Source organism: Streptomyces sp. NPDC001549 (assembly GCF_042894025.1).
In the GTDB taxonomy this organism is placed as follows: domain Bacteria; phylum Actinomycetota; class Actinomycetes; order Streptomycetales; family Streptomycetaceae; genus Streptomyces; species Streptomyces kutzneri.
The window spans coordinates 186,168-209,936 of the sequence record NZ_JBIAVJ010000011.1 but is presented as its reverse complement, the minus strand read 5'-3'; the positions used below and the strand labels follow the sequence as shown (position 1 = coordinate 209,936).

The 23,769-nt window shown below is 76.2% G+C and carries 19 protein-coding genes; 10 read left to right on the top strand and 9 right to left on the bottom strand.

The features are described 5' to 3' along the window. Positions 1–12 precede the first annotated feature (12 nt). The 3 genes from ACFY04_RS20280 to ACFY04_RS20270 are packed head-to-tail and all read left to right on the top strand — an operon-like array spanning position 13 to position 7,126. Positions 13–1,173: an AAA family ATPase gene (locus tag ACFY04_RS20280; RefSeq protein WP_389118440.1), complete on the top strand. Its 1,161-nt coding sequence runs from the start codon at positions 13–15 to the stop codon at positions 1,171–1,173. Beyond that, positions 1,170–5,258 (top strand): DUF5682 family protein, encoded by a 4,089-nt coding sequence (locus ACFY04_RS20275; RefSeq protein WP_389118438.1) that lies wholly within the window; start codon positions 1,170–1,172, stop codon positions 5,256–5,258. Before ACFY04_RS20280 ends, ACFY04_RS20275 begins: the two co-directional genes overlap by 4 nt. Further along, complete coding sequence (locus ACFY04_RS20270; RefSeq protein WP_389118436.1) at positions 5,255–7,126, top strand: hypothetical protein; 1,872 nt, start codon at positions 5,255–5,257, stop codon at positions 7,124–7,126. Before ACFY04_RS20275 ends, ACFY04_RS20270 begins: the two co-directional genes overlap by 4 nt. Here ACFY04_RS20270 and ACFY04_RS20265 read toward each other — a convergent pair. Continuing rightward, the gene (locus tag ACFY04_RS20265; protein ID WP_389118434.1) at positions 7,113–7,568 is read right to left on the bottom strand and encodes a MarR family winged helix-turn-helix transcriptional regulator; all 456 of its coding nucleotides are present in this window, start codon (positions 7,566–7,568) and stop codon (positions 7,113–7,115) included. The genes ACFY04_RS20270 and ACFY04_RS20265 overlap by 14 nt on opposite strands. Positions 7,569–7,682: 114 nt before the next feature. On the opposite strand from ACFY04_RS20265, the gene ACFY04_RS20260 reads away from it, so the two are divergent. After that, positions 7,683–8,543 carry an alpha/beta fold hydrolase gene (locus tag ACFY04_RS20260; protein ID WP_389118433.1) on the top strand — a complete coding sequence of 287 codons (861 nt, stop codon included), beginning with the start codon at positions 7,683–7,685 and terminating at the stop codon, positions 8,541–8,543. Positions 8,544–8,616: 73 nt separating this feature from the next. Here the strand turns inward: ACFY04_RS20260 and ACFY04_RS20255 are convergent, their stop codons facing one another. Then, a complete protein-coding gene (locus tag ACFY04_RS20255; RefSeq protein WP_389118431.1) occupies positions 8,617–9,102 on the bottom strand; it encodes an HAD domain-containing protein in 486 nt (161 codons plus the stop codon). A 75-nt stretch (positions 9,103–9,177) separates the two neighbouring features. On the opposite strand from ACFY04_RS20255, the gene ACFY04_RS20250 reads away from it, so the two are divergent. Together ACFY04_RS20250 and ACFY04_RS20245 are read left to right on the top strand one after the other, a co-directional pair. Further along, a complete protein-coding gene (locus ACFY04_RS20250; protein WP_389118429.1) occupies positions 9,178–9,879 on the top strand; it encodes an MOSC domain-containing protein in 702 nt (233 codons plus the stop codon). Between the two features lie 127 nt (positions 9,880–10,006). Further along, positions 10,007–10,678, top strand: a complete 672-nt coding sequence (locus ACFY04_RS20245) for a hypothetical protein (protein WP_389118427.1) — start codon at positions 10,007–10,009, stop codon at positions 10,676–10,678. Here ACFY04_RS20245 and ACFY04_RS20240 read toward each other — a convergent pair. Beyond that, positions 10,662–12,284, bottom strand: a complete 1,623-nt coding sequence (locus ACFY04_RS20240; RefSeq protein ID WP_389118426.1) for a carboxylesterase/lipase family protein — start codon at positions 12,282–12,284, stop codon at positions 10,662–10,664. The two genes, ACFY04_RS20245 and ACFY04_RS20240, sit on opposite strands and share 17 nt — an antisense overlap. Positions 12,285–12,459: 175 nt before the next feature. Between ACFY04_RS20240 and ACFY04_RS20235 the strand changes: the two genes are divergently transcribed. Further along, a complete protein-coding gene (locus ACFY04_RS20235) occupies positions 12,460–13,428 on the top strand; it encodes a hypothetical protein (RefSeq protein WP_389118424.1) in 969 nt (322 codons plus the stop codon). A 104-nt stretch (positions 13,429–13,532) separates the two neighbouring features. Here the strand turns inward: ACFY04_RS20235 and ACFY04_RS20230 are convergent, their stop codons facing one another. From ACFY04_RS20230 to ACFY04_RS20220, 3 genes are read right to left on the bottom strand one after another with little or no spacing between them, the layout of a single operon-like run. Next, on the bottom strand, positions 13,533–14,558 hold the full coding sequence (locus ACFY04_RS20230; protein ID WP_389118423.1) for an NAD(P)/FAD-dependent oxidoreductase: 1,026 nt from the start codon (positions 14,556–14,558) through the stop codon (positions 13,533–13,535). Further along, a complete protein-coding gene (locus tag ACFY04_RS20225) occupies positions 14,555–15,109 on the bottom strand; it encodes an isoprenylcysteine carboxyl methyltransferase family protein (RefSeq protein WP_389118511.1) in 555 nt (184 codons plus the stop codon). The genes ACFY04_RS20230 and ACFY04_RS20225 overlap by 4 nt, the downstream gene beginning before the upstream one ends. A gap of 41 nt (positions 15,110–15,150) precedes the next feature. Continuing rightward, entirely contained in the window at positions 15,151–16,212 is a 1,062-nt protein-coding gene (locus ACFY04_RS20220) for a type III polyketide synthase (protein ID WP_389118421.1), read from the bottom strand. Positions 16,213–16,288: 76 nt separating this feature from the next. On the opposite strand from ACFY04_RS20220, the gene ACFY04_RS20215 reads away from it, so the two are divergent. Then, positions 16,289–17,173 carry a UbiA family prenyltransferase gene (locus tag ACFY04_RS20215; RefSeq protein WP_389118419.1) on the top strand — a complete coding sequence of 295 codons (885 nt, stop codon included), beginning with the start codon at positions 16,289–16,291 and terminating at the stop codon, positions 17,171–17,173. A gap of 97 nt (positions 17,174–17,270) precedes the next feature. On the opposite strand, the gene ACFY04_RS20210 is transcribed toward ACFY04_RS20215, so the two are convergent. Together ACFY04_RS20210 and ACFY04_RS20205 are read right to left on the bottom strand one after the other, a co-directional pair. Beyond that, positions 17,271–19,652 (bottom strand): FtsX-like permease family protein, encoded by a 2,382-nt coding sequence (locus ACFY04_RS20210; protein WP_389118417.1) that lies wholly within the window; start codon positions 19,650–19,652, stop codon positions 17,271–17,273. Beyond that, a complete protein-coding gene (locus tag ACFY04_RS20205; protein WP_389118415.1) occupies positions 19,649–20,365 on the bottom strand; it encodes an ABC transporter ATP-binding protein in 717 nt (238 codons plus the stop codon). The genes ACFY04_RS20210 and ACFY04_RS20205 overlap by 4 nt, the downstream gene beginning before the upstream one ends. A gap of 201 nt (positions 20,366–20,566) precedes the next feature. On the opposite strand from ACFY04_RS20205, the gene ACFY04_RS20200 reads away from it, so the two are divergent. Both ACFY04_RS20200 and ACFY04_RS20195 read left to right on the top strand, forming a co-directional pair. Beyond that, positions 20,567–21,952 carry a sensor histidine kinase gene (locus ACFY04_RS20200; protein WP_389118413.1) on the top strand — a complete coding sequence of 462 codons (1,386 nt, stop codon included), beginning with the start codon at positions 20,567–20,569 and terminating at the stop codon, positions 21,950–21,952. Then, positions 21,949–22,629: a response regulator gene (locus tag ACFY04_RS20195; protein WP_389118411.1), complete on the top strand. Its 681-nt coding sequence runs from the start codon at positions 21,949–21,951 to the stop codon at positions 22,627–22,629. Before ACFY04_RS20200 ends, ACFY04_RS20195 begins: the two co-directional genes overlap by 4 nt. 55 nt (positions 22,630–22,684) lie before the next feature. Here ACFY04_RS20195 and ACFY04_RS20190 read toward each other — a convergent pair whose 3' ends face one another. Beyond that, on the bottom strand, positions 22,685–23,719 hold the full coding sequence (locus tag ACFY04_RS20190) for a PHP domain-containing protein (protein ID WP_389118410.1): 1,035 nt from the start codon (positions 23,717–23,719) through the stop codon (positions 22,685–22,687). Positions 23,720–23,769 lie beyond the last annotated feature (50 nt).

Below are 23,769 nucleotides of genomic sequence, written 5' to 3'. Positions count from 1 at the left end.
CCAGAGGACCCGATGACCGTCACCGAAGAAACCGCCCCCGCCGCCCGGCAGGTGCTGCCCGCCGAGGAACGCCACGCCGCCGAGCTCGCCTTCCTCGCCGCCCAGGACCCCGGCCCCCGCCCGCCCGGCTGGGCCCTGACCCCGCGCGCCGTCGTCACCTTCGTCTGCGGCAGCGACGGAGCCGAACTGGCGCTGCCGGGGCGCCGCCGCGCCGGACTCCCCGCCAAGCTGGTCATCGCGCCCAAGTTCGTCTGCGAACGCGCCCTCGTGGAACGCTGCGTCGTCACCCTGGCCGGCGAGCGCGGCCTGCTCCTCACCGGCGAGCCCGGCACCGCCAAGTCCATGCTGTCCGAGCTGCTGGCGGCCGCCGTCAGCGGCACCAGCGCCCTCACCGTGCAGGGCACGGCCGGCACCACCGAGGACGCCTTCCGCTACGGCTGGAACTACGCGCTGCTGCTCGCACAGGGCCCCACCTCGCAGGCGCTGGTCGACTCCCCCGTGCTCTCCGCCATGCGCACCGGACGCGTCGTCCGCGTCGAGGAGATCACCCGCTGCCTGCCCGAGGTGCAGGACGCGCTGGTGTCGATCCTGTCCGACCGGCGGCTCAGCGTGCCCGAACTGACCGCCACCGAGGACGCGGTGGTCTCCGCGGCTCCCGGCTTCACCGTCATCGCCACCGCCAACCTGCGCGACCGAGGCGTCTCGGAGATGTCCGCCGCCCTCAAGCGGCGCTTCAACTTCGAGACCGTCGCCCCGATCGCCGACGCGGACGCGGAGGCCACCCTGATCCGCCGCCAGGCGGTGGCCGCCGTCCAGCGGGCCGGCGCCGCCTTCGGGGTCGACGACGCCGTGCTCGACGCGCTCGTCACCGTCTTCCGCGACCTGCGCTCCGGCCGCTCCGCCGAGGGCTGGGACGTGGAACGCCCCGGTACGGTCATGTCGACCGCCGAAGCCGTCCAGGTGGCGGCCTCGCTCGGGGTCGCCGCCGCGTACCTGCCGGGCGGGGACGTGCTGGACCTGCTCCCCGGGCACCTGCTGGGCGTCGTACGCAAGGACGACCCGGCCGACCACGGACGCCTGCTGGGGTACTGGGACGGCCCGGTCCGGCGCCGCGCCGAGGACGGTTCGCCGATGTGGCGCCGCCTCTGGGACCTGCGCGGGAGCCTGCGTTGACGCACACCGACCCGCGCGCCGCGGTCGACGCCCTCGCCGCGGCCCGTGAGCCGTACCTCATCGGGGTGCGCCACCACAGCCCCGCGCTGGCCGCGGTGGTACCGGCCCTGCTGGACGCCTCGGGCGCCGACGTGGTCTGCGTCGAGCTCCCGGCGGAGTTCCAGTCCTGGCTGCAGCACCTCGCCGACCCGGAGACCGTCGCCCCGGTCGCCCTCGCGGGCACGGGGGAGGACGGCCGCCTGGCCTTCTACCCGTTCGCGGACTTCTCCCCGGAACTGGCCGCGATCCGCTGGGCCCGTGCGGCCGGCGCGGCCGTCATCTGCTGCGACCTCCCACTGGCGGACCGCGGCTGGACCCGGCCGGCCGCCCCGGCCCCGGCCCCGGCCCCGGCCGGGGCCCCGGTCCCGGACCCCGCCGCGGCGCCGGACCGGACCCCGACCCCGGACTCCGTCGCGGCCACGGCCGCGGGCCTGGATTCGACCTCGGGCCGGGCCCGGGTGCCGGCCACGGCTCCGGACGCGGCTCCGGACGCGGTTTCGGGACCGGCTCCTGGCCCGGACTCGGCCCTGGACACGGGCCCGGACTCGGGCTCGGACTTCGGTTCGTCCCCGGCCACGGACCGGGGCGGGGCCCCTGCCGGTGGCTCCTTCGCGGACGCTCTGACCGCCGCCGGTACGGGACGCGACGGCGACGACCTGTGGGACCGGGCCGTCGAGGTCCTCGCACCGGGGTGCTCCCCGGAGGCCGTACGCCGTGCGGCGCTCGGCGTCGGCTGGGCGCTGCGCGCGGACACGGGCGCCGTCCCGGCGACGGACCTGGCGCGCGAGGCGCACATGCGGAGCGTGATCGCGGGCGCGGTCGCCGCGGGCCACCGCGTGGCAGCGGTGATCGGGGCGTTCCACGCCCCGGTCCTCCCGGGCACGCCGGCTGGCGGCTCGGCCGAAAACGGCTCCGGCGTCGGCTCCGGCCACGGTTCCGGTCCTGGCGCCGGGTCCCGTTCCGCCTCCGGCCTCGGTTCCAGCCCGGGCTCCGCCCCAGGCGGCGGCTCCGACGCCGGTTCCGCTTCCCGCCACGGTTCCGGCTCGGGTGCCGGCTCCGGCGACGGCGAGGCTTCCGGCGTCGGCTCCGGCCACGGCTCCGGCGCCGGTTCCGGTTCGGGATCCGGCCACGGCTCCGACTTCGGTTCCGTCCACGGTTGCGACTCCGGCTCCGGCGCAGTCGAGGCCCTCGGGCCGAAGCCGGTCGGGCCTCCGGTCGTCCCGGGACCCCGGCACGGCAGGACCGCCGCTTCCGGGGCGCCGGCCGAGGACGCGGCCCCGGCGGTCACCTCCTTCGTGCCGTACTCCTTCGACCTGCTCGACTCCCGTTCCGGGTACCCCGCCGGAATCCGGGACCCCCGCTGGCAGCAGGCCGTCCTCGAAGCCGACGGTGACCCCGACCGGGTCCGCGAGGCCGCCTCCGTCGCCGTCACCGGGCTCTGCCGGGAGCTGCGCCGAACCGGGCACACCGCCGGCACCGGCGAGGCCGCCGAGACCCTGCGACTCGCCTGCGACCTCGCCACCCTGCGCGCGCTGCCCGCGCCCGGCCGCGGCGAGCTCCTCGAAGCCGTCACCACCGTCCTCGGCCAGGGCGAACCGCTCGGCCGCGGCCGGGCGCTGGCCCGCGCCCTCGAGGCCGTGCTCGTCGGCACCGCCCGCGGCCGGATCACCCCGCACGCCCCCCGCTCCGGCCTCGGCCCCTCGGTCGAGGCCGAACTCGCCGCGCTGCGGCTGCCGTCCCCCGAGGACCCGGCGCCCCGCGAGATCCGCCTCGACCCGCTCCGCTCCGCCCTCGACGGCCGCCGCGAGGTCCTGCTGCAACGGCTCCTCGTGTGCGGCGCCTCCTACGGGGAGCCCCTCACCGTCGCCGCGACCGGCGACGGCACCGCCCTCGGCACCAAATGGCGGCTGTCCTGGACGCCTTCCGTCCCGGCCCGGCTGGATCTCGCCGGGGTGCGCGGAGTCACCGCCGCCCAGGCGGCCGCGGGCACGCTGCGGGACACCGCCCGCCGCGCCGCCGCCGACGGCGGGCCGACCCCGGCGCAGATCCTCGCCGGGCTGGCCGCCGCCGCGCGGTGCGATCTGCCCGAGCTGGTCGACGTACGCCTGCACGAGGCGGCCACCGCCCTGCCGCAGACCGCCACCCTGCCCGAACTCCTCGACGCCCTCGACCTCCTGGAGGCCCTCCACCGCGGTCACCTGCCGGGTACCTCCGCCGCGGCCCGGGCCGCCGCCGCGGACCTCGCCGGGGACCTCCTCGAAGCGGCCGTGCGCTGCCTGCCCGGCCTCGCCGGGAGCGAGGACCCCGCCGACGCGGCCGCCCTCGTGGCCCTCGCCGACCGGGCCGCCGCCCACCACCTGGGCCTGCGCACGGACGACGCCCTCGCCGACCTGGCAGCCACCGCGTCGCCGATGATGCAGGGCGCGGCCCTGGCCGTACGGGTCCTGCTCGACCTCGACGCGGCCGCCGAGCTCGGCGGCCGCGCCGCCGGATGGATCGACAGCGCGGGCACCGCCGACAGCCGGCGCGCCCTGACCCGGCGGCTCGGCGGACTCATCACCGCCGCCGGGCCCCTGCTGCAGTCCTCGCCGGCCGCCCTCACCCCGCTCCTCGACCGCGTCGAGCACCTCGCCGACCAGGATTTCCTCGACCGGCTCCCGGCACTGCGCGGAGGCTTCGACGCCCTGTCGCCCGCCGCCCGGGACCGGCTGCTCGACACCGTCACCGAGCGGCTCGGCGACCGGATCGACCTCGCGCTCGACGCGTCGCCCGCCCTGCTCGCCCTCTGGGCCGCGGCCGACGCGGCCGGACTCGACGCCCTCAAGGCCCTGCCGCTGCCCGGAACGCAAGCGCCGCCGCCGGTTCCGGCCGCCGAGGCGCTTCACGCCCCGCGCGCGCAGTCCCCCCGGGCCGACGGCCCGCGGCTCGCCCCCGCCGACCGCTGGCGGCTGCTGCTCGGCCGCGAGCGGGACCGGCTCCCCGCCGGCGCCCGCCGCTACGCCCACGCGCTGGACGAGCTGTACGGAGCGGGGCGCGGCGAAGGCGCCTCCGACCTCGACCTCGGCCAGGGGCGCGGCCAGGGCGGCGGCCAGGAGGCCTCCTTCCCCACCGCCCGGGAGTGGTCGCAGGAGCTGGAGGCGCTGTTCGGCGCCGACGTACGGGAGGAGGTGCTGGCGGGAGCGGCCGAAGCGGGCCGCACCGACGTCCTCACCCAGCTCGATCCGGCGGCCGTACGGCCCTCGGTGGAACTGCTGAGCTCCGTACTGTCCCTCGCCGGCGGGCTGCCGGAGGCCCAGCTCGCCCGGCTGCGCCCCCTGGTCAGGCGGCTCGTCGACGAACTCGCCAAGGAGCTCGCCACCCGGCTGCGCCCGGCCCTCTCCGGCCTCGCCACGCCGCGCCCCACCCGGCGGCCCGGCGGCAGGCTCGACCTGGCCCGCACCCTGCGCGCCAACCTCGCGCACACCCGGCGCCGGGCCGACGGCAGCGTGGTCGTGGTCCCGGAGCGGCCCGTCTTCAGCACCCGGGCGAGCCGCGAGGCCGACTGGCGGCTGATCCTGGTCGTCGACGTCTCCGGCTCCATGGAGGCCTCCGTCATCTGGTCGGCCCTGACCGCGGCCGTACTGGGCGGCGTACCGACCCTGTCCACCCACTTCCTCGCCTTCTCCACCCAGGTCGTGGACCTCACCGACCGGGTCGAGGACCCGCTCTCCCTGCTGCTGGAGGTCCGGGTCGGCGGGGGCACGCACATCGCCGCCGGTCTTGCGCACGCCCGCTCCCTGATCACCGTCCCGAGCCGCACCCTGGTGGTCGTGGTCAGCGACTTCGAGGAGGGCGCGCCGATCGGCGGGCTCCTCGGCGAGGTCCGCGCGCTGGCCGCCTCGGGCGCCCACCTGCTGGGCTGCGCCGCGCTCGACGACGAGGGGACGCCCCGGTACTCCGTCCCGGTCGCGCGGCAACTCGTGGCGGCCGGTATGCCGGTGGCCGCCCTCAGTCCCCTCGCCCTCGCCCGCTGGGTGGGCGACCGCCTCCGTGGAGAGTCCCGTTGAGCACCGAACTGCCGCCCGTCGCCCCCGAGGTGCTCGCCGAAGCCGTCGAGCACCTCACCCCCCGCCTGCGCAAGAAGCTGGACGCCGCCACCGAGGGCTGCGCGGCGGGCGCCGTCCTCGCGGCCGACGGCACGGTCACCCTCCGCTTCGGCGAGGACGCCCTGGTCACCCTGAGCCCCGGTCCGGCGGGCACGATCACCACGGCGGAACAGGCCACGTGCAGCTGCCTGCTGGCACCCCGCTGCCTGCACCGGGCCGCCGCCCTGGGCGCGGCTCCGCTCGCGGACAGCCCGCCGGAGCCGGCCACGGCGGCCGGGCCTGCCGAGTCCGCCGATCCGATCGGGTCCCCGGAACGCGTCGAACCCGCCGAGCTCGTCGAGCCCGTCGCGCCCGTCGAGACCACCGAGCCCGCTCCGGCCCTCACCGCGGCCCAACTGCGCGCCGCCGGCGCCCTCTGGTACGTGGCCGCCGAAGCCCTCGCCGCCGGGGTCACCGCCGGGGGAGCGGTGGTCCAGGCCGAACTGCTGCGCGCCGCCCACACCGCCCGCCTCGCCGGGCTGCCGCGCGCCGAAGCGGCCGCCCTGCGGGTCGTACGCGGCCTGCGCGCCGCCCGCGAACGCCGGGCCGGCCAGCGGCTCGGCGACCTCACCGGGGCCTTCCGCGAGCTCCTCCACACCGCCGGGATGCTGGCCTCCGGCTCGGCCGACCCCGCGCTGACCGGCACCGCCCGCCGTGCCTACGCGCCCGGCGGCAGCCTCCAGGTGCACGGCCTGTGCCGGGAACCCGTCCTCTCCGCCACCGGATACGGCGGCGTGGTCACCCACCTGCTGGCCCCGGGCGGCACCCCCTACTCGGTCTCCGACGTCCGACCCGGCGGCCTGGCCCGCGCCCGCGGCGCCGGTTCGGCCTCCGTGGCCCTCGGCGGCGCCGCCCTCGACCATGCCGGCCTCGCCCGCGGTGGCCTGCGTATCGTCGGCGCCACCGTCTCCCCGGAAGGCCGGCTCGGCGCCGGACGCGGGGTCAGGGCGACCCCGCTGCCCGGGATCGCCTGGACCGAACAGCCCGCCGCGCCGCTCTTCGCCCGGCCGGCCGCCGAGGCCGTCGCCGAGCTGCTCGCCGCCCCGGAAGCAGCCGAGTCCGCACTGCTCGGCTGCGACGTCACCGTCGTCGGCGCGGCCGGCGAACACCTCCTCGTGCGCGAGACGCGCCCGGACGCGCCCCTGCTGCGGCTGCTGCCGGCGCATCCGCATCCGGAGCTGGCGCACACGGAGAACCTGCGCCGCATCGCCTCGTACCCCGGGCTCCTGCTGCGCGTCCTGGGCCGCCCCGACCTGGACCGCACCGCCACGCTGCGCCCCCTGGCCGTGGGCCCGGTGCCGGGCGCCGAGTACACGCTGCGGCTGCCCGAGGAATGGCTGGGCCGGGCCGACCTCGGCTACGACCGCCTCCAGGGTGCGCACTTCCCGCAGGGGGCCGCCGCCGCCACCGTACCGCTCCCGGCGGCCGAGGGGCCGGACCCGCTGGCCGACTCCCCGCTGTGGCGGGTGCGCCGCCTCCTGGAGACCGGGGTCGCCGGTGGCCGCCGCGCCGTCGCCGAGGCGGCCCGCGGCACGGAGTCCCTGGCCGCCGCCTCGTACGGCCCGCTGCGCCGGGCCGGGCTCACCGGGGCGGCGGACCTGGCCGCCGCGCTCGCCGCCGAGGCCGACCGCCGTCCCCGCGATGTCTTCGGCCGGCTGGCCGACCCCTCGCCCGACGGCTACGCCTGGGCGTGGCTCGCCGCGGCCACCCACCTGGCGGCGGCGGAACGCTGCCTGATCGCCGCCTCCTGGGCGGCGGCTCCGAACGCCGGCGCGGTCAGCGGGCGGTGACGGACGGGGTCAGTCTGCGGGCCAGGAGGTCCAGGGCCGCGGTGACCTCCCGGACGGTGTCCGGGTCCGGGGCGGCTCCGTCGGGACCGGTCAGCGCCGCGGCAAGAGCGTCGTCGATGGTGGTGGCCCGGACCTCGGCGACCCGGGCGGAGGGTTCGGCGGCGGGCCTGATGAGCCGGCGGCGCCGGTCGGCCGGGTCGGGCTCCGTGTCGACGGAGCCCGCCTGCTCCAACCGGGCGACGGACGTGGAGACCTGACTCTGCGGCAGGCCCGTCCGCGCGGCGATCTCGCCGACCGTGGTCCCCGGGTGGGATACGACGTCGCCGAGGACGACGACCACCGAGCGGACCGATCCCGGCGGTCCCGACTTCGGCTGGGGCATCGCCTGTTCGCCGATCTTCATGAGGGCGCGTCCCAGGAGGAACGCTTCGACTCCGTTCATGGGCAGCAGAGTACATCTCAATGGATGCATCTATTTTGATGCATCCATTGAGATGGATTACTGTCGTGTCGTCAGCCGGACCTACCGATGGCACCTCAGCAAGGGAGACTCACCATGCCCACGACCGCCGCCTCCACCACCGCTGTCACCCGCACCCTCGCCGTCCCGGGCGCCACCCTGCACTTCCGGGTCGAGGGCCGCGGCCCTGTCCTCCTCCTCTCCCAGAGCGGCGAGGGCGACGCGGACCGCACGGTCGACCTCGTCCCGCACCTGACCGACACCTTCACGGTCGTCACCTACGACCGCCGCGGCCTGTCGCGCAGCACCCTCCACGACCCCGCCGGGCCCGTCACCATGGCCGAACACGCGGACGACGTCGCCCGGCTGCTCGCCGAGGTCACCGACGGGCCGGCGCTGATGGCCGGGTTCAGCATGGGCGCCGCGATCGGCCTCCAGGCCGTGGCCCGCCACCCGGGCCTGCTGAGCACTCTGATCGCACACGAGCCCGTGATGCCGAACCTGCTGGCCGAGGCGGACCGCGCCGAGCACCTCGCCGAGCTGACGGCCATCCAGGACGTCTACGCGGCCGGGGGCCTGACGGCGGCGTTCCCGGCGATCGCCCGGCACCTGGGCATCGACCCGGCGCACGACGAGAGCGAGGACGGCCTCACCCCCCAGCCGCTGACCCCGCGCCGAAGGGCCAACTTCGGCTTCTTCATCGGAACGGAATTCACGGCCGTCACCACGGACGCCCTGGACCCGGCGGGACCGGTACGGGCCGCGGCGCGAACCGGCACGAGGATCATCGCGGCGACGGGGCGGACGACCCGGCCGGCGGTCCACACCTACCGCTGCGCGCTGGCGCTGGCGGCGCGACTGGGCACGGAGCCGGTCGGGTTCCCCGGCGGCCACAACGGGAACACCGCGTTCCCCCGGGCCACGGCGCAGACGCTGAAGACCGTCCTCGGCCGGTGATCCCCGTGATCCCTGTGATCCCCGTGATCCCCCCCAGCGGTCTCCTGGCGCGGCGCGGGGGGAGCTCCGGCGGCTACTCCGAGCCCAACCAGGCGCGCAGCACGCCGAGGTCGGTCTCGGTCAGGCCCCGTCCCGGATCGACCCGGTGCAGGAGCGCCCGGCCGGGGTGGCGGGCGGCCACCCAGGCCCGGTCGGCGCCGGTGATCTCGTCGTCGACCCAGATGAAGGGCCGCCCGGCGGCGTGGTCGAGGAGCGCGGGGGTCTTCCAGTGGACTCCGCCCCGCCCGCCCTCCTCGGAGGGCTCCGGCCAGCGCACCACGGGCAGTTCCGGCAGGCCGAGCCGGGGCGCGACGCACTCGTTGGCGTCCGCCATCCAGGTCGTGGCCCACACCAGCTCGCAGGGCAGTGCCGCCAGCCGGGGCCCGAGCGTCGGATCGACCCGGGCGAGCAGGGGATTGGCCTCCTCGTCCGCGCCGGACGGGTACGGGCCGGCCCCGAAGGGGATGAGCGGTCCGTCGACATCGAGGTAGAGCAGCACAGGGCTGGTGGAACCGGTCATGAGCCCAGCGTAGTCCTCCTGTGCATGAAGAATGATCTTGGTGGGCGGAGGCCGGGGGTGGCGGGGAACGTGGGCGTGACAGAGCGGCTGTGGCGGTACCCGATCAAGTCGACCGGCGGCGAACGGCTCCACAGTGTGGACGTCGACGAGCGCGGCCTGGTGGGCGACCGGCTGTTCGCCGTACGCGACGCGGAAGGCAAGTTCGGCTCGGGCAAGAACACCCGGCGCTTCCGGCGGATGGACGGCCTGCTCCAGCTGAGTTCGCGCTACCCGCGCGGCACCCCGGAGCCGGGTCCGCCGGAACTGCTCGACCCGCACGGCAACGCGGTGGCCGACCCCACGGCGTACCTGCGCACCCACCTCGGCCGTGACGACGTGGAGCTCGCCCGTGAGGGGGAGATCTCGCACTTCGACCAACTGCCGCTCAGCGTTCTCACGACGGCCACCCTCGACTGGATCCGCCGCGAGGTGCCGGGCGTTCCGGTCGACGAGCGCCGGTTCCGTCCGAACATCCTCGTGCGTACCCCGCCCGGCACCCCGCCTTTCGTCGAGGACGAGTGGATCGGGCGCGAGGCCACCGTGGGGGACACCCTCCGTATCGAGTTCCTGCGCTCCAGCAAGCGGTGCGTGATGACCAACCAGGCCCAGCAGGACCTGCCGCACTCGCCGCTGATCCTGCGGACGATCGCCAGGGCGCACGACAACCGGCTCGACGCGCTCGCCGGGATCGTCACACCGGGAACGGCCCGGGTCGGGGACCGCCTCGTGCTCGGCTGAGAGCGCCGACGCGCGCGTGGACGGCCGGATACGACCGCCCACGTGAGCCGGTGTGGGACGGCTCGCGGCCGCGAGGTGGAACCCCGGCTGCCACGATCGCCTCTTGGTGGCCGAAGGGGGGATGGCCATGACGAAGACAGCGGTGTCCGTGACCGGGCGGCTGGTGGTGGCGGGGCTCCTGTGCGCAGCCCTGGCAGCGTGCGGGACCACACGGGCGGGACAGGCCGCGCCGCCCGCGGGCGTACCCGTGCTCGCCCCGGCGGAGTGCGATCTCGACGTGCCGACGGATCAGGAGACGGGCGGGTACGCGGGTCCGCCGACGGATCAGGAGACGGGCGGTTATGCCGGTCCGCCGACGGATCAGGAGACGGGTGGATACGCGGGTCCGCCGACCGACCAGGAGACGGGCGGGTACGCGGGTCCGCCCACCGACCAGGAGACCGGTGCCTACGTGGGCCCGCCGACCGACGGTCAGATGGCCAACGGCGGAGGCCCCTGCGGCCCGGCGGACTGGTTCGACATGACCCGCGACTTCACCGCCTACTACGTGAAGCACCAGGCCGACGACGGGTACGCGGACTCCGAGGTCATCAAGGAGGTCCGCGTCCGCAAGGTACGCACGGTCGGCGAGGCGAGGATCACCTTCACCACCGAGGAAGTGGGCAAGAGCCGGGGCGATGCCGCACGCGGGATCGCCAAGCTGTTCGCCGCCTGGCGGCACGAGGTCTACGGGGACACGGGCACGGTGACGCTCCAGACCTCGACGGGGCCGAGGCTGAACGTCACCGAGCCCTGGTGACCCCGGGCCACTGCGCGTCCCAGAGCGCGCAGTGGTGCTCCGCCCGTGCGTCCACCGTACGGATCCCGCCCGCCCCCGGCGCCAGTGACAGCACCGAGGCCGAAGTGCGGTCGCGCGGCCACTGCGGTGCTCCCGGCGCCGCCGGAACGCCCGTGCGGGCGAATCCGGTCCAGTAGCCGGTCATCCGGTCCGCGAGCTGCCGCTGCGGTCCGGTCAGCGGCGCGATCGTGAACAGGTAGGGCAGTTCGAAACCGTGGGCCGCGCCGTACGGCAGGTCCGGCGGCTCCGGCAGGCCCGTGAAGTCGGGTGCGCCCCGGTCGCTGAACCGGTACGTGTACACCGGCACGTGCCGGCCCATCGCCGCGCCGTCCCGCAGCGTCGGGCAGACGAACGACACGTCGGTCAGTACGGTGGCCCACGCCACCGCCGGGGTCGCGAAGGCGGACACCGGATAGCCGGCCTCCACCGCGCGGGCGGTCGGCGCGTCGAAGGACAGCTCCAGCCGGGCCCGGTAGGCGGCCTCGTCGGGGATCGGATACGCCGCCAGGGTCTGCGCGAGGAAGAGGCGCATCTCGTCCTGGGTGGTGCCCTGGACGACCGGCACCCGGTGGAACCGGCCGGCCTCCAGCGCCCGCCGGGGCTCCAGCGGCAGCACGCTGTTGCCGTAGGAGACCAGCGAGAAGCGCTGCATCAGTTCGGCGGTCGCCAGGACGTCGGTGTCCAGTCCGCGCAGGCAGTCCAGCACCGCGCCGGGCCGGTCGCAGCCGAGCCGGGCCGCCGCCAGGGCGCCGTCCGCGACCGTGCGCCGCTCCGGCACGAAGGGCTCGTACGTGCCGAGGCCGGGCAGCAGCGACCACGGCGGTGTCGTCGTCGAGCACGATCCGCTCTGCACGATCGCCCGGTGGAACAGGCCCGCCGAGGCCGGGGAGGTGAGGTGCGCGCAGACGCTGAGGGCCCCGGCGGATTCGCCGAAGACGGTGACGTTGTCCGGGTCCGCGCCGAAGCGCGCCGCGTTCGCCCGCACCCAGCGCAGTGCCGCCCGCTGGTCCGCGAGGGCGAAACCGGGCGCCCCGCCGAGCTCCGGATGGCCGAACAGGCCGAAGACGCCCAGCCGGTAGTTCACGGTCACGACCACGACGCCGCCCTGTGCGGCCGGCCGGTCGGGCAGGTACGCGTCGCCCGCGCCGCTGAAGAAGCCGCCACCGTGGAACCAGACCATGACGGGCCGCCCGCGACCGCCCCCGCCCCCGGCGGTGGCCCGGCCCGCCGGAGCGGTGACGTTGAGGTACAGGCAGTCCTCCGAGCCGGTCGGCCCGCCCGGCCGGCTCGCGGGCAGCTGCACACAGCGCGAACCGGGCGCCCCGGCATCGCGTACGCCCTCCCAGCGCGGCGCCGGCTCCGGCAGCCGCCAGCGCAGCGGACCGGTCGGGGCAGCGGCGAAGGGGATCCCCTCGAAGGTGTCGTACGCGCCGTGCCCGATGCCCCGCACCGGACCCCGGTCGGTGTCCACGACGGGCCGGTCCGGACCGGGCGCGGCGCCCAGCAGCAGCAATACGACGGGCAGCAGCAGGGCCCACCGGCGACGGAACTGGCGAAAGTCGGTCACGGCCGACGCCCTTTCCCCTTCGGGGCCCGGGTGGAGACCCCCGTTTGCCCGCCCCGAATGGCGCAGTGGGCGGAAGTGGCACTCAATGTAACAAAGCGTGCGCTTCCCATGACGCACGATGACCGGCGCGCGATTTGCGTAGACCAGACCCGCGCGTCGGCGAACGGAGCTTTCCATGGATGACCCCGTCACCCTCGCGGCGGAACAGTACGAAGACCGCCACGGGACCCCCGACCCCATCGCACCGGACGAGCCGACCACGCCACCCATGCGGACCCTGCTGGAGACGGCGGCCACCTGCCGTCCGGTCGAGGAGGTCACCGCGCTCGTGAGCCTCCTCAAGGAGGGCGGCCCGCTGCCCGACGCCGGACACGACGCGCTGCGCACGGCCGCCGTGACCCGACCAATGCAGGATGTACGACGGATGGTCGCCCTTCTGGGCGAGTCGCCGCACGAGGTGGCCGAGGCGGACCTCACGCTGCGCGCCGCCGCCGCCGTCGGACGGTCCATCGAGGACGTCGCCCTGCTGGTGACCACCCTCGGCAAGGAGGACGCGGCCGAGGCGGAGCGCCGGGGCCGCGCCGGGCCCGACGGTCCGGCCCACCCGTACGCCGCCCCGTCCGGCCCGCACCCGGAGCCCTCCGCCGAGCCCTACGAGGAGAGGTACGAGCCGCAGCCGCGATACCCGGCGCTGTACGACGCCCCGTACCAGGAGCCGCCCCGGCGCACCGCTCCCGTGGACCCGCCCGCCGCGTCCCGCGACCGGGCGCTGCGGCGCGTCCTGCGCTGGCCCGTGGCGATCGCCCTGCTGGTCAGCGCAGCCCTGCACCTGCCGAACGACCTGACGGCCCTGCAGTTCGCGGCCCCCGTCGACTGCCTGCCCCTCCTCGTCGCCGTGCTCTGCCTGGTGAGCGGCGCGCTGGTGGCGCTCCGGGACACCACGGCCGGGTGGCGGGCGGGCGCGGCCACCGCCCTCGGCGTGGTCGCCCTGCACGTGCTGGGCGGATCGCTGCGGTACGACCCGCTGGCGGGCGCGCTGGGTGGCACCCTGGCCTGGGCCGATGTCACCGTCGTGCTGTGCGCGGCGGTCGGCGCGGTCCTCGCCGGCCTGGCCCTGCGGAACCGCCGGGAGCCCTCGGCCTGAGGGGCCGCAGGCTCCACCGGAGCGGCACCCCGCGCCCCGTGCGCGGGGTGCCGCTCCGTTCGCGGCCGGGCGCGGTCCTTCGCTGCCGTTCGCGGGCGGCCCGGTCACGCGAGCAGGTTCACCGCCCGGGTGAACACGCGCGGGAGCCGGGCGGCCAGCGGGACGATCCGTGGCGCGAGCCGCGGCTGGTGACGGGCCCACAGCAGGGACGCGGTGAGCGTGCGGTAGCTGCGCGACAGGTCCCGCCAGGCCTGCTCGTAGGCCTGCGGACGCCCCGCCCGGACGCACCGCACCAGCTCGCCCGCCGCCTTCACGGCCAGGGTGAGTCCCTCACCGGTCAGCGCGTCCACGTACCCGGCCGCGTCCCCCACGAACAGCACGCGCCCCGCCACCCGTACGCGGGCCCCCTGGCGCAGCGGCCCGGCCCCGCGCACCGGCGTTCCGGCCGCCGCGGCCAGGCGCGCCGACAGCACCGGGAAGCGGGCCAGCTGTACGTCGAACGGGGCCTGATCGGAGGTCAGGACGGCCACGCCGATCCGGTTGGGCGCCAGCGGGGTGACGTAGGCCTCGCACCGCGCCGACCAGTGCACCTCGACGAGGTCGCTCCACGGCGGGACCGGGTAGTGGCGGCGCAGCCCGTAGCGTGCCGGGCGGCGGGTCGCGAGCGGCGCCGACAGGCCGAGCCCGCGCCGGACGGGGGAGTGCAGGCCGTCCGCGGCGACCAGGTAGCGGGCGGTGAGCCCGGCCGCGCTGACCTGGTGCACGTCCTGGCGTACTTGGTCGACGCGCCCGGGGAGCACCCGTACGCCGAGCTGCACGGCGCGCTCGGCCAGCGCGGCCTGAAGTTCCGTGCGCCGGGCGCCGAGCCCCGGGCCGGACCGGAAGAGCCCCTCGGCGCGGCGGCCGCTCTCGCCGTCGACGTAGCGGATGCCGCGGAACGGCTGCCCGGCCACGGTGACGCCCAGCTCCCGGAGGTGGCGTACGCCCCCCGGCATCAGGCCCTCCCCGCAGGCCTTGTCGATGGGGGTGGGCCGCGGTTCCACGACCACGACCTCGAGGCCGGCGAGCGCGCCGTGGATGGCGGTGGCCAGTCCGGCCGGGCCGCCGCCCGCGATCAGCAGGTCGATCACGAGGCGGCGCCGGCCGAGTGGACGGCTGCGGGCGCCCGCAGCCGGCCGCCGTCGGTCAGGGCGGCGTCCTCGCAGCCGATCCGTACGCGCAGCAGCACCAGGTTGAGGACGGTGAAGCCGAGCGCCGTCATCCACGCGCTGTGCACCAGCGGCAGCGCGAGGCCCTCCGCGACCACCGCCACGTAGTTGGGGTGGCGCAGCAGCCGGTACGGTCCCGCCTCCACCAGGGGAAGCCCGGGAACGACCAGCACCCGGGTGTTCCAGCGCTTCCCGAGGGTGGCGATGCACCACCAGCGAAGGCCCTGGGCGGCCACGGCACAGGCGAGGGCCGACCAGCCGAGCAGGGGGACGAAGGGCCGCCCGGCCACCCAGGGTTCCACCACGCAGCCCACGAGCAGCGCGGTGTGCAGGGCGACCATGGCCGGGTAGTGGCCGCGGCCGTACTCGCGGCCGCCGCGGGCCAGGCTCCACGCGGTGTGGCGGCGGGCCGTGATCAGCTCGGCGAGCCGCTCGGCGGAGACGAGCCCGATGAGCAGCACGTACAGGGTCAGGGAGGTGGGGACGGTCATGGCGGGGATCGAGGTCATCGGGGTCACCAGCGCAGGAGGACGAGTTCGGAGGCGAAGCCCGGACCGAAGGCGAGCATCAGCCCGACCGATCCGGGCGGGGGCGGTCCCGCGCTCTGGACGCCGTCCAGGATGTGCAGGACCGAGGCGGAGGAGAGGTTGCCCACGGCCGCGAGCGAGCGCCGGCTGGCGGCGAAGGCCGATTCCGGCAGCGCGAGGGCGTCCGAGAGCGTGTCGAGGATCTTCGGGCCGCCGGGATGACAGATCCACGCGTCGACGTCCGCGGGTTTGAGGTCGTGCGCGGCGAGGAAGGAGTCGACCTCCTCGGCCACGTGCAGCCTGACCAGGTCCGGGAGTTCGCGGCCCAGCACCATGCGCATCCCCCAGTGGCCGATGTCCCAGCCGAGCAGGTGCTCGGTGCCCGGGTACAGGCGGCTGCGGGCGGCCACCACCTCGGGTCCGGCGCCGGTGGCGTGCAGGGGATGGTCGCGGCCCACCGCCACCAGGGCGCCCGCGCCGTCGCCGAACAGGGCTCCGGCCACCAGGTTGGCCATCGAGGCGTCGGTGGACTGGAGGGTGAGCGAGCAGAGCTCGGTGGACAGCAGCACGGCCGCGTGGCCGCTGCGGCCCGTCAGATGGTCGTGGACATGGCCCACTCCGGCGGCACCGGCCGCGCAGCCGAGACCGAAGAGCGGTACCCGCCGTACGTCGGGACGCAGGCCCGCACGGGTGGCGAGACGGGCCTCCAGCGAGGGCGTCGCGAGCCCGGTCACCGTGGTCGACATGACCAGGTCGATCTCCTGGGCCGCCAGGCCGGCGTCGGAGAGGGCGAGTTCGAGGGCCCGGGTGCCGAGCTCCAGGGCCGTCTCGATGAAGAGGGCGTTCGTCGCGCCGAAGTCGTTCCCCGGACCGTACCGCTCCAGCGGCAGCGCGAGATGTCGGCCGTCCACGCGCACCGAGCCGTGGACGCGGCGCAGCAGGGCGGTGTCGGAGCCCGGTGGCAGGAAGCGGGCGAGCGCTTCCGTGATCTCGGACTGGAGGTGGCGATGAGGCGGGAACACGCTGCGCACTGCCAGAACACGTGTCATTCGTTCACCATAGAAAATAACTGACACATCGTTATGAATCAGGCGAACCGGGCGCGGCGCCGCGTAGCGTGTCGCCGTGCCCGCGCGAACCACGCAGTCCCGCGAGAACACCGGAGTCACCGGGAGCGCAGCGCCCGGCCCCGGCTCAGGCCCCGCCCTCGTACGGGGCCTGGCCGCCGCGTGCCACCCGCTGCCCGCGGCCGCCGTGACCCTCTTCGCCGCCGCCCTGACGGCCGCCGCGGGGCAGAGCCCGGCGCGGGCGGCCGTCACCGTGGGCGCGGTGGCCGCCGGACAGCTGTCGGTGGGCTGGTGCAACGACCGGGCCGACCTGCGGCGCGACCTGGCCACGGGCCGACAGGACAAACCGCTCGTCGCCGGGACGGTCACGGCCGCGGCCGTGACCCGGGCCGCGGCCGTGTCGCTGCTGCTCTGCGTCCCGCTGTCCCTGGCCTGCGGGCTGCTCGCCGGCGCCGCGCACCTCGTCGGCGTGGCGGCCGCCTGGGCCTACAACCTCCGGCTGAAGAGCACGGCCGCCTCCTGGGTCCCGTACGCCCTGGCCTTCGGCCTGCTGCCCGCCTTCGTCACCCTGGGCCTGCCCGGCGCCCCCTGGCCGCCCCCCTGGCTCACGGCCGCCGCGGCCCTCCTCGGCGCGGGCGCGCACTTCGCCAACGTGCTGCCGGACATCGCCGACGACCTGGCCACCGGAGTGACAGGGCTGCCGCAGCGGCTGGGCCTGCGGGTCTCGGGCGCGCTGGCCGGGCTGCTCGTCCTCGGCTCGACCGCCACCCTGGTCGTCGGACCACCGGGGCGGGTGACGGCGTACGGCTGGATGCTGCTCGCCGCGACCACGACGGCGCTGCTCCTCGCGGCCCGCCGGCCCGCCGGAAGGCTCCCGTTCCTGGCCACGATGGCGGTGGCCGGAGCCGATGTGATCCTGCTGGTCGTCGAACTCCGCCCGTGAGCCACCGCCTCCGCCCGTGAGCCACCGCCTCCGCCCGTGAGTCGCCAGGGCGACGCGGCCGCGCGGCCGCGCGCTCCGGCTCACTCCGTCCTCCGGCTCACTCCGCGCGCAGGGCCCGCGCCGTACGGGTGCGTGCCGCCCAGAACGCGGGTGCAAGGGCGCCGGCCACGGCGATCGGCACTCCGGCGAGGGCCATCAGGACGGGCAGCACCCCACCGTGCACGTCGATGAAGGCCTGCGGGATCGTGAACCCCGCCGCCCGGCCCATCGCCGGCATCACCGCGCGGTGCACGGCGGCGCCCAGCGGCGCCCCGACCGCCCCCGCGACCAGACCGATCGCCGCCACGCCCGTCAGGACCCGGACGACGGTCTGCCGGGGAGTCATCCCGAGCGCCTTGAGCACCCCCTGGTCCCGGACCCGGTCACGGGTGTCCAGGACGACCGTGTTGAGGACACCGAGGCCGGCCACGGCGACCAGCATCAGGGTGAGCATCGCGATCAGCCCCCGCATCGCGGTGAGGACGCTCGACGACGGGCTCTCGGTGGCCGAGGCCTGCGCGCCCAGCGGCTCCAGGATCCCGTTCAGCTCCGCGAGGTAGCGGTCCCGGTCGGTCCCCGTCGTCAGCTCGACCCCGAAAACGGCGGGCAGGTAGGGGGACTCCAGCGCCGCGACGGACTCCCGGGCGGTGCGCAGCGTCATCCCGTCGTCGCCCAGGTCGAAGACCTCGCCGACGATCGTCAGCCGGGCCGAACGCCCCTGCTCGGAGACGACGACGCCGTCCCCGACGCGCAGCCCGGTGGCCCGGAGGAACCGGCCGGCGACGACGGCCTCGCCCTGCGCGGCGAACCAGCGGCCCGAGGTCATCGTCGTACCGGCGCCCGCGCCCTGCCCCTCGTACGCCACGAGCGGCGCGCCACCCGTCAGCCCCGCCACGTCCACCTCGGTACGGGCGGTCCGCAGGAACGACCGGGTGCCGGCGTGCCCTTCCAGAACCCGCGCGACGGCGGCCGGACCGGCCGGGCGCGCGGCGAAGGACGCACCGGGACCGCCCTCCGGCGGGAGCACGGTTCGCACCGTGACCGTGCCGGAACGGTCCGGGTCACCTTCGGTCTGCACAGCCACCAGGGTGCCCCCCAGACCGACGGCGAGCGTCACCGCGAGGGCCCCGAACGCCACCGCCGAGGCCGTCGTCGCCGAACGGGCCGGCCGGGCGAGCGGACCCGCCAGCCCCAGGACCACCGACCGCGGCAGCGGCAGCCTCCCGAGGGCGTGCCGCGCCCGCAGGCCCCGCCGGGCTCCGGTGACCCCCGCGCCGCGGCCGATCGCCAGGGCGGCCGGCAGCCGCGCCGCGCGCAGCGCCGGTACGAACGCGGTCGCCGCGACCACCGCCAGCGCCGCGGCGGGTACCACCACGTCCACCCACACGGGGACCAGCACCGCCGCCGTTCCGTACACCTGCGCGACCTGCGCCGTCACCGGTACGGCGAGCGCATTGCCGAGCAGGGCGCCGAGCAGCGCCCCGGCCGATGCGGGCAGCAGCGCCTGCGCCACGTACGCGCGGCCCACCTGCAGCGGGGTGAATCCGAGGGACTTGAGGATCCCGATCCGGCGGGTCCCGGCGACGACGGCCCCGCTCACCACGGTGCCGATCACCAGGACGGACATGGCCAGGCCGAGGAGGGCGAAGACCGTCAGGAAGGGAATGAACGCGGCGGTGTTCTGCTGGGCGACCTGGCGTACGTCGAGGTACGACCGGGCGCCGGTGAGGGCGGCGCCCGGTACGGCCGCGGTGATCGCCTCCTGTCCGGCGCGTACGTCCTCGGCGGTGCCGGACGAGGTGAGCCGGTAGAGCATCTGGGCATCGGGCCCGGCCGTCGTCAGCCCGGCCACCTGCTCCGGCACCACCCAGGCATCGGCGCTCCGCCCCGCCGACGAGGCGATCCCGACGACGGTGAGCTCGACCTGTTCCGCCCGTACGCGTGCGCCCGGCAGGATGCCCGGGGGCAGCGTCGCCCGCTCCAGCACGATCTCACCCGGGGCGGCGGCCCACCGGCCGTCGACCAGCGCGACCCGGTCGAGCGGACCGTCCGGGGAGACGCGCCCCACCAGGGTCGAGGGCGGCGGCGTGTAGCCGGGCGGGGTCTCCCGCACGGGCCACAGGCGGGCCGACGCGAGGGGGTACGGGCCCGCCGCGTCGGCCACTGCGGCCGCGCGGGCGCTGTCCGCGAGTTGTCCCTGCCCCGTGCCGCCCGCGGACCCGGCGAACCGGACCGTGAGGTGCGCTCCGTGCTGGCCCTCGAAGGCCCGGTCGAAGGGCCCGCGGGAGCTGACGAGCAATCCGAGCGCCAGGACCGCGGCCGCCACCGAGATCAGCGTGGTCAGGGCCATCACGGCGGTCTGCAGGCGGCGCCGGCCGAGGCCGGCCCGGACCACCCGCCCGAGCCCGCCCGGCTGCCGGGGGCCGCGTCCCGGCCTCATCGGGTCACCACCCGGCTGACGTCGCGCGCGATCCGGCCGTCGACGACCTCGATCGTCCGCGTCGCGCAGGACTCGGCGAGCGCCAGGTCGTGCGTGACCAGCACGATCGTCTGCCCGTCGGCGTTCAGACCGCGCAGCAGCTCCCGTACGTCGGCGCCCGAGGCGCTGTCCAGCGCGCCCGTGGGCTCGTCCGCGAGCAGCAGCGGCGGCCGGTTCATCAACGCCCGTGCCACGGCCACGCGTTGCCGCTCGCCGCCGGAGAGCCGGCCCGGGTAGGCGCGGGCGTGCCGCTCGATGCCCAGGCGCGCGAGGAGCTCGGCGGCGCGGTCCGCCGCCCGGGCGCGGGGCACCCCCGCCAACTGGGCCGGGAGCAGCACGTTGTCGGCGACGGTGAGGTCGTCGAGGAGGTTGAAGAACTGGAAGATCATGCCGATCCGGGCGCGCCGGTGCAGTGCGGAGGCGGTCTCGCTCAGCGTGTCGACGCGCACCCCGTCGACGGTGACGCCGCCCGCGGTGGGCCGGTCGAGGCCGGCGATCAGGTTGAGCAGCGTGGACTTGCCGCTGCCCGAGGGGCCGAGGACGGCGAGGGCCTCACCGGGGCGCACCTGGAGGCTGATCCCGGCGAGGGCGGGCGGGCCCCCGTCGTAGCTCCTGGTCACCTCACGCAGGTCGATGAGCGGGTCGGCGATCCGGTCGGTGATCCGGTCGGTCACGGCTCCTCCGTATGACGGGGTGTCGGGTACGCCCCGACGCTAGGGAGACGACACGGATCGGCACGTCGGCCGCAGTGCGGAAAGTCCGTACCGTGCCGGGCGGACCCGGCGGCGCATCATCCCTGCGACGTACGCCTGTTGGCGGTGCTCCTCCGCCCCCGGGCGGACCCGCGGCGACCTGCCCCTTGGCAGACTGGCCCGATGATCGAAGCAGCCGTCCGCCGGGTCCGCGCCGCCCGGGCCGACTGGATCCGGCCGCACCTGTCGCGCTGGGCCCGGTCGGTCGACGTGCTCATCGCGCTCGCGCTGGCCGTCGCCACGGTCCTGGGCGACCTCGACCGCTCGTACGTCGACATCGGGGAACCGCTGCCCGGCAGCCCCGGGGCCCCGCAGCCCCCGCCCTACCCGCCGCCCCCGCCCGTACGCGTACCCGGCGTACCCGGCGCCGCGCAGCTCGTGCCCTTCGTGCAGCACACGCTGCCGCCGGTGGATGCGTGGGAGCTGCTGGCGGCGGTGCTCACCGCGGCGCCGCTGCTGCTGCGCCGCCGGTTCCCGCTGACCGTGTACTGGGCGGTCATGGGCGCGACGGTGCTGTTCCACCAGGGGCAGGTGACACAGGACGCGACGACGGTCGTCTTCGCGTCCGGGCTGGTCGCGGCGTACAGCGCCGCGATGCACAGCCCGCACCGCATCTCCGCCGTGCTGTCGGTGCTCGTCGGGATGGTGCTCACCGCCGCCTTTCCGCTGATCCCGAAGGTGGACGGGGGAGCGGTACCGGTACTCGTGCTCCTGCCCGTCGGGTTCGCCGCCCACGCCATCCACAGCTGGCGCGAACGCCTGCGCACCCTGCGCGAGGGGCAACGGGAGCAGCTGCGGCGGGCGGTGAAGCAGGAACGCGCCCGGATCGCGCGGGAACTGCACGACGTGGTGACCCACAACGTGAGCATGATGACGATCCAGGCGGGCGCGGCACGCAAGGTGCTCGACACCTCGCCCGACCAGGCCCGCGAGGCGATGCGGGCGGTCGAGGCGGCGGGACGTACGGCGATGTCGGAACTGCGCCACGTGATGGGGCTGTTGACGATGCCGGACGGTGGCGGCGGTGTGAGTGGCTACGGCTACGGCTACGGAAACGGCGACAGCGGCAGCGACGGCGAAGGCGGCCCGGACCCGGCGCGGGACGCGGACCTGGCCCCGCAGCCCGGCCTGGACCGGCTGGAGGAACTGGTCGGCCGGGTACGGGAGTCCGGCGTCCCCGTCGACCTGGCGGTCCGCGGCAGCCGGCCCGGCCTGGCCCCGGGCGTGGACCTCGCCGCCTACCGGGTGGTGCAGGAGGGCCTGACCAACGCGGTCCGGCACGCGGCCGGGGCACGGGTGTCGGTGACGGTGGCGTACGCACCCGGCGAACTGCGGGTCGAGGTGGCCGACACCGGCGGGACGCCGCGCGCCCCCGTGCCCCCGGGCGGCGGCCGGGGCCTGGTGGGCCTGCGCGAACGGCTCGCGGTGTACGGGGGTACGCTGCGGGCGGGCGACGGGCCCCGCGGCGGATACCGGCTCCGCGCCGTGATCCCTGTGGAGGCGACGTGACCGAGGCGGCCCCGGGGACACCCCGTGTCGTGATCGTCGACGACCAGGCCCTGGTACGCACCGGATTCCGCATGATCCTCACGGCGGACGGCATCGACGTGGTCGCGGACGCGGCCGACGGGGAGCAGGCGGTGGCCGCGGTGCGCCGCACCCGGCCCGACGTCGTCCTGATGGACATCCGCATGCCGGGCACCGACGGTCTGGAGGCGACCCGCCGCATCCTCGCCGACGAGGGGACCCCGCCCCGGATCGTCATCCTCACCACCTACGACCTCGACCGGTACGTGTACGCGGCCCTGAGCGCGGGCGCGAGCGGCTTCCTGCTCAAGGACGTCACCCCGGAACACCTGACGGCCGCGGTCCGCCTGGTCCGCTCCGGGGACGCGCTGCTCGCCCCGACGATCACCCGGCGGCTGGTGGAGCGGTTCGCCACGGCCGGGGAGCGCACGACGCCCCTGCACCGCGACCTCGGCACGCTGACCCCGCGCGAGCTGGAGATCCTCGAAGCCCTGGCCCGCGGCCTCAGCAACGCGGAAGTCGCCGCCCGCTTCCGGCTCAGCGAGGCCACCGTCAAGACCCACGTGGCCCGGGTCCTGTCCAAACTCGGCCTGCGCGACCGCGCCCAGGCGGTGATCGCCGCGTACGAGACGGGCCTGATCACCCCGGGAGCCCGCTGAGGACCCGAAGCGACGGCCCGGGCCGCGAGCGGCGCGGCCTTCGACCGCACGTCCGTCAGGGCATCTCCCGGGTACGGGTCCAGGCCAGCAGCGCGTCCGCCGGCCAGGTGTTGATGATCCGCCCGGCCGGAACCTCGCACTCCACGGCCCGTTCGCAGCCGACGATCTGCCAGTCCAGCTGGCCCGGGGCGTGCGCGTCCGTGTCGATCGCGAAGAAGGTGCCGGCCGCCACGGCGAGCCGCAGCAGCCGCCGGGGCGGGTCCAGCCGCTCGGGCCGGCTGTTGATTTCCACGGCGGTACCGCTCTGCGCGCAGGCCGCGAAGACCGCCTCGGCGTCGAACCGCGACTCCGGCCGGGTCCGGCCGGTGACCAGCCGCCCCGTGCAGTGGCCCAGGACGTCCATCAGCGGGTTGCGCACGGCCGCCAGCAGCCGCCGGGTCATCGCCGGCGAGTCCATCCGCAGCTTCGAGTGCACCGAGCCGACGACCAGGTCGAGCTGTTCCAGCAGCTCCGGCTCCTGGTCCAGGGCCCCGTCGTCGAGGATGTCGCACTCGATTCCGGTGAGCAGCCGGAAGGGCGCCCAGGTGTCGTTGAGCTCGGCCACCACCCGCAGCTGCTCGCGCAGCCGCTCCGGGGAGAGTCCCCGTGCGACGGTCAGGCGTGGCGAGTGGTCGGTCAGTACGGCCCATTCATGGCCCAGCGCGGCCGCCGCCCGCCCCATCGCCTCGATCGGACTGCCTCCGTCGGACCAGTCGGAGTGCACGTGGCAGTCCCCGCGGAGGGCCGTCCGCAGCGCGGTGGCGGCGGGCGTGGCCGGCGGCCCTTCGGGGAGCGCGGCGATCTCGTCCTCCAGCGCCTGCAGATAGGCCGGGACGGCACCGCCGAGTGCCTCCCGTACGACCTGGGCCGTTTTGGGGCCGATGCCCTTCACGGCCTCCAGGGAACCGGCCGCGACCCGCTCGGCCACCTCGCCCTCGCCCATCCGCGTGACCGCGGCCGCCGCGGAGCGGAAGGCGCGTACCCGGTAGGTGGGGGCCTGCGCACGCTCCAGCAGGAAGGCGATCCGGTCCAGCGCCGCAACCGGGTCCATCGCGCACCTCCTGCCCGCCGCCCCGCCGCCCGCCTCCCGCCTCCCGGACC

Bases quoted from the DNA above. Each gene is read 5' to 3' on its own strand.
- ACFY04_RS20220 (WP_389118421.1), bottom strand. From the start codon at position 16,212: ATGACACGTGTTCTGGCAGTGCGCAGCGTGTTCCCGCCTCATCGCCAC.
- ACFY04_RS20210 (WP_389118417.1), bottom strand. From the start codon at position 19,652: ATGAGGCCGGGACGCGGCCCCCGGCAGCCGGGCGGGCTCGGGCGGGTG.
- ACFY04_RS20190 (WP_389118410.1), bottom strand. From the start codon at position 23,719: ATGGACCCGGTTGCGGCGCTGGACCGGATCGCCTTCCTGCTGGAGCGT.
- ACFY04_RS20265 (WP_389118434.1), bottom strand. From the start codon at position 7,568: ATGAACGGAGTCGAAGCGTTCCTCCTGGGACGCGCCCTCATGAAGATC.
- ACFY04_RS20255 (WP_389118431.1), bottom strand. From the start codon at position 9,102: ATGACCGGTTCCACCAGCCCTGTGCTGCTCTACCTCGATGTCGACGGA.
- ACFY04_RS20260 (WP_389118433.1), top strand. From the start codon at position 7,683: ATGCCCACGACCGCCGCCTCCACCACCGCTGTCACCCGCACCCTCGCC.
- ACFY04_RS20280 (WP_389118440.1), top strand. From the start codon at position 13: ATGACCGTCACCGAAGAAACCGCCCCCGCCGCCCGGCAGGTGCTGCCC.
- ACFY04_RS20235 (WP_389118424.1), top strand. From the start codon at position 12,460: ATGGATGACCCCGTCACCCTCGCGGCGGAACAGTACGAAGACCGCCAC.
- ACFY04_RS20200 (WP_389118413.1), top strand. From the start codon at position 20,567: ATGATCGAAGCAGCCGTCCGCCGGGTCCGCGCCGCCCGGGCCGACTGG.
- ACFY04_RS20245 (WP_389118427.1), top strand. From the start codon at position 10,007: ATGACGAAGACAGCGGTGTCCGTGACCGGGCGGCTGGTGGTGGCGGGG.